Source organism: Vulcanococcus sp. DEBay_Sum22DG08_74 (assembly GCF_017852955.1).
GTDB lineage: Bacteria > Cyanobacteriota > Cyanobacteriia > PCC-6307 > Cyanobiaceae > Vulcanococcus.
In genome coordinates this window covers 1-6,844 of record NZ_JAFMKL010000087.1, presented here as the reverse complement: position 1 = coordinate 6,844, position 6,844 = coordinate 1, and the positions used below count along the sequence as shown (strand labels likewise).

Below are 6,844 nucleotides of genomic sequence, written 5' to 3'. Positions count from 1 at the left end.
CCTGATCGGGCTCCATCATCGTGAGATTGAGGATCACGGTCTTGCGCTCACGCAGGGCCTGGATCGCGCGAGGCATCTCGTCGAAGCTGCGGGGCTCCATCAAGGTGACCTCAGCCGCCGAGGTGGAGATGCCGGGCATGCCAATCACATTGCTCCCAGCGAAGGGATCAACGGAATCGAAATCGCTGGTCAGAGCGAGTGCACCAGAGGGGGTCGAACCACTGGTTTCAGGCATGTCGCCCTGGTCGTAATCGAGATCGTCGTCCTCATAACCGTCGAGGTAATCGTCTCCTGAAACAACTGCACGCAGGCGGGAGAACAACGACACCGTGAAACCTCGGATTTGGCTTTCAACCTAGATAGCGTCCCATGTGAGCGGTGACAAGGGTTTCAGCGGATCATTGTTGGCTTTCATGCCGGTTTCAAAGCTTCGGACCAAAGAGGGCTGAACCCACCCGGACCCAGGTGCTCCCAGCGGCGGCCGCCTCGGGCCAATCACCGCTCATTCCCATCGACAATTCGGCCAGACCCAGGCGCTTGGCCAGAGCCGAACACTCCGCAAATAACGCCTTCCGCTCTGCCCCCTCCACCTCCAGGGGAGCCATGGTCATCAGACCGACAATCCGCAGGTGCGGCAGCTGCTGGAGCCGCGGCCATTCCCGCTCCAATTCCTCAACGGAGAGGCCCCCTTTGTTGGGATCGGGGCGCAGCTTGACCTGAAGAAAGATGGAGGGCAGCAGCCCTTCCTCTCCTGCAATCCGCGAGATCCGCTCGGCCAGGCTCAAGGAGTCCACGGAGTGAATCACGCTGAATTGCTTCAGCACCGGCCGCACCTTGTTGGCCTGCAGACGGCCGATGAAGTGCCAATCCAGGTCAACGCAATCGGCCAGTTCCTGCTGCTTCGCCGTGGCCTCCTGCAGGCGGCTTTCACCAAAGCTGCGTTGCCCGGCTTGCGCCAACGCGCGAATGCTGCTGGCGGGGTGACCCTTGCTCACCGCAAGCAAGCGGGTGTGGGAGGGCAACTGTGCAGACAAGGCTGCAAGACGATCTGCAGCAGGGGAAGTGCCCAACAGTTAGAGGCCCAACGGCTAGATGAAGGTCTTGTCGAACAATTGTCGCCAGCTGGCATGCACCTCGGGACCTTCTCGGCGGGCGCGATTGAGATTTTGCTCGGCTAGATGGCGGGCATCCATCAAGGGGATGACCTCAAATTCGACGCTGCGGCCCTGCACCATGACCAGAAAAAACATCCTCTGGGCGTAGAGGGTCGCGTAGACCTCGCGGCCATCGCCCGTCTCTGCGACGCGATAGAGCAAGCCAAAGGTGGGGTGATTGAGATAGCGCTCGTTGCTCACACGCCAAGGTCGGCCAACCGTCTATCAAAGCGCACCGAAGCGCCAGCGCAGCACCAGAACGGCAAGCAAGCCCATCCAGCCGAAGGCCTGAAGCACGGGGGCCCGAAGCCTGGAGCGCAGGAGTTGTGAGGGGGCCATCCACTGACCGCCCCGGGCCAACAGGGCCTCCGCCCCCTGCTCCGCCCTCAACAAAACGTTGGCCAGCAAACGCTCCCCCAAGGCCAGGACTAGGCCCACTGACGCCTGAAAGCCCAAGCGCCGCAGGTTGACCGAACGGGTGGCGAGGGAGCGCAGGAGGTTCTGGAACTCCTCTTGAACCAGCGGCAGAAAACGCAGAGCCAGCAGCAAGGTGAAGCCCAGCCGCTCCACGGGAACCCCCAGGCGACCCAGGGGAGCGATGCACCAACTCAGGCCCCAGACCAACTCCTCCGGTGGGGTGGTCAGCAGCAGCAGGTTGGCGCTGTGAATCACCGTGAACAGGAGCGTGGCGCTGTTGATCCCCAACTCCGCCGAGCGGCGGGTCACCACCAACGGACCCAGCGGCAGGGGGCCCAGTTGCACCGGACCCAGCCGCAGCAACTCCCAACGCAGTCCCTGCTGATCGGAGCCCAACTCCAATTCCTGGGGAGGACGATTCAAGGAGGCAGGCGCCAGGGATCCCGTCGGCAGGGTCGTCGCCAGGGCTCCCACCAACACCGAGAGGACCAGAAGCAAGGGAAGGGTGCGGCGCCAGAGGCGCCAGGGCAGCCCACTGCAGGCGGTGAACAGCAGCAACAGACCCACCAGGGCCAGCCGCCACCAGGGTCCAGCCAGGATCGGGGTGAGAAGAAACGCCACCGTCCAGGCCAGCTTCAGGCGGGCATCGAGAAGCCGCAGCCAGCTGCTGGTTCCATCGACGTACTGGCCGATGGGGATCTGCCGCAACCAATCCATCAGGGCTGAAGCCGGCTCAGGCCCTCAGCGTCCCCTGGCCTGCTGCCGCGCCAGATCCCGCTCCGCATCGCGCTGCTGCTTGCCGCGCCAGAACAACTTGAGCGGCGACCCCTCAAAGCCCAGACCCTCACGGATTTGCCGTTCGACGTAGCGACGGTAGGTGTCCCCAAACAACTTCGGGTCGTTGACGAACAGGGTGAAGCTTGGGGGGCGGACGGCCACCTGGGTGCCGTAGTAAATCCGGCCCTGACGTCCGCCGCGACTGGTGGGCGGAGAGCGCCAACTGACCGCTTCTCTGAGCACCTCATTGACGACCGAGGTGCTGACGCGGCGGCGATGCTGCTCCACAGCAACGGCCGCGATCGCAAAGATGCTTTCCACCCGCTGACCGGTCAGCGCCGAGGTGAAGAGCATCGGAGCCCAGTCCAGGAAATAGAGCTTGGCCCGCAGCTCTTTTTCCATGGCCGGCATGGTGTGGCTGTCTTTTTCGATGGCGTCCCACTTGTTGACCACGACCACGCAGGCCCGCCCCTCTTCTTCAATGCGGCCCGCGAGGCGTTGATCCTGCTCGGTGACGCCATCGAGGGCATCGATCACCAGCACGCAGACATCGGAGCGCTCGATCGCCTTGAAGCTGCGGTTGATGCCGAAATACTCCGGCCCGTAATTCACCGAACGGCGGCGGCGAATACCGGCGGTATCCAGCAATTTCCAGGGCTTCCCTTCCCGCTCGATCGAGGTGTCGATCGTGTCGCGGGTGGTGCCGCGAATCGGACTGACAATGGCCCGCTTCTCGCCGCAGACCGCGTTCAGCAGGCTGGACTTGCCGACATTGGGACGGCCCACGATGGCCATCTGGATGGGCTCCTCCCCCTCCAACTCCTCGGCGGCAGGCAGGTGGTCCACCATCCGATCGAGCAGATCGCCGGTCCCAGCGCCGTGAATGGCGGAGATCGGAAAGGGCTCACCGAGTCCCAGGCTCCAGAACTCGGCGGCCATGGCGAGGCCCGCCTCAGGGGACTCGCATTTGTTGACCGCCAGAAGCACCGGAACGTTGTGCCCCCGCAGCCACTCGGCGATGGACTCATCTGCAGCCGTCAGCCCCTGCTGGCCATCGGCGATCACCACCGCAACTGAGGCCTCGGAGAGGGCGAGGTTCGCCTGCTCACGAATTTCCGGCAGGAATTCGCTGTCGTCGTCGAAGACCAGACCACCGGTGTCGACCACCTTGAAATGGCGATCCCGCCAATAGCCCTGCTGATAGGTGCGATCGCGGGTCACACCGGGTTCGTCGTGAACGATGGCCTCGCGACTACGGCAGAGGCGGTTCACAAGGGTGGATTTGCCCACGTTGGGGCGGCCAATAATGGCAACGACGGGCAACGCCAAAGAGTTATCGCAACAACTGCCGTAATCCGACCCTACAGGCCGGCAGAAGCGAAAATCTTTCCGCCAGTCTCAAAGCGAGACCAGGCGAGTCTCGCTAGAGGAAGGGTGTTCTGTCCCCCGCCCGACGGCGGTCTCCCGCGATGGTGGAACTGATTGCCTCGATCGTGGTCGATCTCTCCGACCAGAAGCTCTACGTCTACAACCAACAACAAGAGCTCGTTCGCACGGTGCTGGTGAGCACTGGCAAAGGCTCCACTCCCACACCGATGGGTGTTGGCCAGGTCTACGACAAGTACCAGAGCGTGACCATGCGCGGCCGGGGCTATGTCGCGCCCAACGTGCCCTGGGCGATGTGCATCACCCAGAACGGAATGATCTGCATGCACGGAGCCCCCTGGCAGGAGCAGGCCAATGAGGCCTTTGGCGTGCCCCGCAGCCACGGCTGCATTCGGATCCCCAGCCCCCATGCCCGCTGGCTGTTTGAGAACACACCCAAGGGAACACCCGTCAGCATCCAGGCCTGAGCCATGCGGGGAGGGCCTTCAAGCCAGATCCTGCAGCTCCTGAGCCTGGAGCTGTTGATCGTGGGCCTGTGGGTCCTGGCCCTCCCTGCCCATCAGGCCCCCGCGAGCCCGGGGATCAGCCAATCGGCAGGTCGCCTGGATGCCCCTGGACCGGATCGGCCGGTTGCTCCAACAAAGGAGGCATCGGACCGCTAGCAGGCAGGGGTTCGCCCCGCTCCGCCAGGTGGGCCAGCAGCCAGTTCACGGCGGTGGCCCGGCGGGTGCGGCGGGGATAGAGGCCGCCAATCCGGTAGCCGCCAAAGCCCAGCTGCTCCTTCAGCAGCTGCTTGTAGGGCTTGGGAACCGACCGGGTCAGGGCCACGCTGGCTGGACGCTCGGCAATGAACTGGGGCTCGATTGGAAAGGACTCCCGCCAGCTGGCCTCCGTCGCCGGGCCGGCGCTCCAAACCCCCTCGCCGTTTGGCTCGTATCCCAGGCGCGGCCAGATCAACTCACACACAAAACGATCGTTGGTGCGGTCCTCCAGCACCGCTTCCAGCAGCGCCCTGCTGAGGGGGTAGGGAATGGGCATCGACCTGGAGTCCGAGAATCGGATCACCATGATCACGCCCGCCACCACCACCGAAGCGATTCAGCTGTCCGGCCAGGGCACACCGCGCCTGCTGCGCTGCCGCGCCCTGCAGTCGCCCTTGGCGGGTGTGAGCGATCGCATCTTCCGCGGGCTGGTGCGGCGCTGGGCGCCCGATGCCCTGCTGTTCACCGAGATGGTCAACGCCACGAGCCTGGAGCTGGGCCATGGCCTGCAAAAGGTCGAGGAGCTGGCCCTCGAGCAGGGGCCCATCGGCGTTCAGCTGTTTGATCACCGGCCCCAGTCGATGGCCGATGCAGCCCGCAGGGCGGAGGCCGCCGGGGCCTTCCTGATCGACATCAACATGGGCTGCCCGGTCAAAAAGATCGCCAAAAAAGGGGGCGGCAGCGGCCTGATCCGCGAACCCGATCTGGCCAGCCGCATCGTGGAGACGGTCTCTGCGGCCGTCTCGATCCCAGTCACCGTGAAGACCCGACTGGGCTGGTGCGGCAGTGACCTCGACCCGGTGGCCTGGTGCCGTCAACTGGAGAGCGCCGGGGCCCAGCTGCTCACCCTCCATGGCCGCACCCGGGAACAGGGCTTCAAAGGAAGCGCCGATTGGCAAGCCATCGCCGCTGTCAAACACGCCCTGGCGATCCCTGTGATTGCCAACGGCGACATCAACTCCGCCGCCGATGCCCTGCGCTGCCTGGAGCAAACCGGCGCCGATGGGGTGATGGTGGGGCGGGGAAGCATGGGGGCCCCCTGGCTCGTCGGCCAAATCGATGCGGCCCTCAGCGGCCGGCCGATCCCAGAGGCCCCCTCAGCGCTTGAGCGGGTGCTGCTCGCCAAGGAACAACTCCAGGCCCTGGTGGCCGCCAAGGGCGACCACGGGCTACTGATCGCCCGCAAACACATGGGCTGGACCTGCAATGGGTTCACGGGCGCCCCGCAACTGCGGCACGCCCTGATGCGGGCGCCCACGCCCGCCGAAGCCATCGCACTGCTGGATCAAACCGCCGCGGCCCTCGCCAGCTAGTAAGCGCCGATCTGCAGCAGGTCCCGGGTGCCGCTGACCCCCTGCACGGCAAACAACAGGAGGATCAGCACATTGGCGCTGATGTGCAGCTGCCGCAGCCGAGGGTTGCGCTTGATCTCCGGCCGCGCCGAGAGCGTGAACAGCATCAGACCGCTCAGCAGAACGCCCGCCCAGTAGTGGGAGCTCCAGAACCCGGCGCCGAATGGATTGTCGGAGAGACGCCAGATCTCAGCCTGACTGCCCAGGCCCAGGACTCCGGCCCAGCAGAGCAGCGCAAAACTCGCCCGCCAGATCGCCCGGTGCACCCGCAGCAGAGCCGCCAGGGCCACCAGGGTCCCGGCCGACACCAGCAGCAGGAGCCCGTAGCGGCCGGCGCCGCCGCTGAAGTCCGCACCGGCCTCCAGATAGGCCTTGCTGAACGAATAGACGATGGCAATCAGCACCGCCACGACCACCCCAACCGTCAGCCAAAGGCCGTGGTCGGCGTGCTCCTGCGGCACCGGTTCGGGCTGCTTGGTGATGCCCAGGCGCTTCTCGCGCACCAGCAGGCCCAGACGAACCGTCGCCCCCATCAGGGGATAGACGAACAGGATCACCAGCACCGGGTGGAGCAGGGCAAACCAGTCAATGGCGCTCATGGCAACAGCTCCTCTAGGGCAGAACCTTGGGCCAACCCTGACGGATCAGCAACAGTGAAAAGTAGGGCTGCTCGTCCGCCGGGATCGAATCGGCCGGGGCCAAGAGCTGATCGGGCCAGCCCACCCGCTGGGCAAACAGGCTGCCGCCGAGCAGACCGCGACGCTCCAGGAGCGGTTGCACCCAGCGCCAGCGGCGGCCCAATTTGAGCAGGGCCAACACCACCTCTTGATGGCGCGCCCAATCCAAGAGAGCCTCCAGGGCCTCTGGATCCTCAGGCGTGGGGCGAATCATCAGACCCTCCTGCTGCAGGGCCAGGGGCCAGGGGAAGCCTTGGGCCGAAGCGGCCGCCGCAGCCGCCGCGGCCGCGGTAATCCCAGGGATCACAGCCACAGGCACC

Annotated in this window: 10 protein-coding genes; 2 read left to right on the top strand and 8 right to left on the bottom strand. The window is 65.2% G+C overall.

What is annotated here, in order from left to right; genetic code table 11:
- From sepF to der, 5 genes are all read right to left on the bottom strand, one after another.
- Nucleotides 1-328, bottom strand: a 328-nt coding sequence (sepF, locus tag QZ184_RS08960) for a cell division protein SepF (RefSeq protein ID WP_296419174.1), incomplete at its 3' end; no start/stop codon positions are given.
- A gap of 94 nt (nucleotides 329-422) precedes the next feature.
- Nucleotides 423-1,070 carry a YggS family pyridoxal phosphate-dependent enzyme gene (locus QZ184_RS08955; protein WP_296419172.1) on the bottom strand — a complete coding sequence of 216 codons (648 nt, stop codon included), beginning with the start codon at nucleotides 1,068-1,070 and terminating at the stop codon, nucleotides 423-425.
- 18 nt (nucleotides 1,071-1,088) lie between these two features.
- Nucleotides 1,089-1,355: a PipX family protein gene (locus QZ184_RS08950; RefSeq protein WP_247476996.1), complete on the bottom strand. Its 267-nt coding sequence runs from the start codon at nucleotides 1,353-1,355 to the stop codon at nucleotides 1,089-1,091.
- A 24-nt stretch (nucleotides 1,356-1,379) separates the two neighbouring features.
- Nucleotides 1,380-2,288, bottom strand: coding sequence for a CbiQ family ECF transporter T component (locus QZ184_RS08945; RefSeq protein WP_010315129.1), 909 nt, complete (start codon nucleotides 2,286-2,288; stop codon nucleotides 1,380-1,382).
- 24 nt (nucleotides 2,289-2,312) lie between these two features.
- Nucleotides 2,313-3,677 (bottom strand): ribosome biogenesis GTPase Der, encoded by a 1,365-nt coding sequence (gene der, locus QZ184_RS08940; RefSeq protein WP_010315124.1) that lies wholly within the window; start codon nucleotides 3,675-3,677, stop codon nucleotides 2,313-2,315.
- Nucleotides 3,678-3,817: 140 nt separating this feature from the next.
- On the opposite strand from der, the gene QZ184_RS08935 reads away from it, so the two are divergent.
- Nucleotides 3,818-4,201, top strand: a complete 384-nt coding sequence (locus QZ184_RS08935; protein WP_247476995.1) for a L,D-transpeptidase — start codon at nucleotides 3,818-3,820, stop codon at nucleotides 4,199-4,201.
- 115 nt (nucleotides 4,202-4,316) lie between these two features.
- Here the strand turns inward: QZ184_RS08935 and QZ184_RS08930 are convergent, their stop codons facing one another.
- Entirely contained in the window at nucleotides 4,317-4,772 is a 456-nt protein-coding gene (locus tag QZ184_RS08930; protein ID WP_296419170.1) for a DUF1823 family protein, read from the bottom strand.
- A gap of 28 nt (nucleotides 4,773-4,800) precedes the next feature.
- Here QZ184_RS08930 and dusB point away from each other — a divergent pair, with 28 nt between their 5' ends.
- The gene (dusB, locus tag QZ184_RS08925) at nucleotides 4,801-5,808 is read left to right on the top strand and encodes a tRNA dihydrouridine synthase DusB (RefSeq protein WP_296419177.1); all 1,008 of its coding nucleotides are present in this window, start codon (nucleotides 4,801-4,803) and stop codon (nucleotides 5,806-5,808) included.
- Here dusB and QZ184_RS08920 read toward each other — a convergent pair.
- A complete protein-coding gene (locus tag QZ184_RS08920; protein ID WP_247476993.1) occupies nucleotides 5,805-6,446 on the bottom strand; it encodes a DUF4079 domain-containing protein in 642 nt (213 codons plus the stop codon). The two genes, dusB and QZ184_RS08920, sit on opposite strands and share 4 nt — an antisense overlap.
- 13 nt (nucleotides 6,447-6,459) lie before the next feature.
- Nucleotides 6,460-6,844 (bottom strand): SAM-dependent methyltransferase (locus QZ184_RS08915; protein WP_296419169.1); only part of this gene is annotated, 385 nt, incomplete at its 5' end.

Bases quoted from the DNA above. Each gene is read 5' to 3' on its own strand.
- QZ184_RS08945 (WP_010315129.1), bottom strand. From the start codon at position 2,288: ATGGATTGGTTGCGGCAGATCCCCATCGGCCAGTACGTCGATGGAACC.
- QZ184_RS08935 (WP_247476995.1), top strand. From the start codon at position 3,818: ATGGTGGAACTGATTGCCTCGATCGTGGTCGATCTCTCCGACCAGAAG.
- QZ184_RS08930 (WP_296419170.1), bottom strand. From the start codon at position 4,772: ATGCCCATTCCCTACCCCCTCAGCAGGGCGCTGCTGGAAGCGGTGCTG.
- dusB (WP_296419177.1), top strand. From the start codon at position 4,801: ATGATCACGCCCGCCACCACCACCGAAGCGATTCAGCTGTCCGGCCAG.
- QZ184_RS08920 (WP_247476993.1), bottom strand. From the start codon at position 6,446: ATGAGCGCCATTGACTGGTTTGCCCTGCTCCACCCGGTGCTGGTGATC.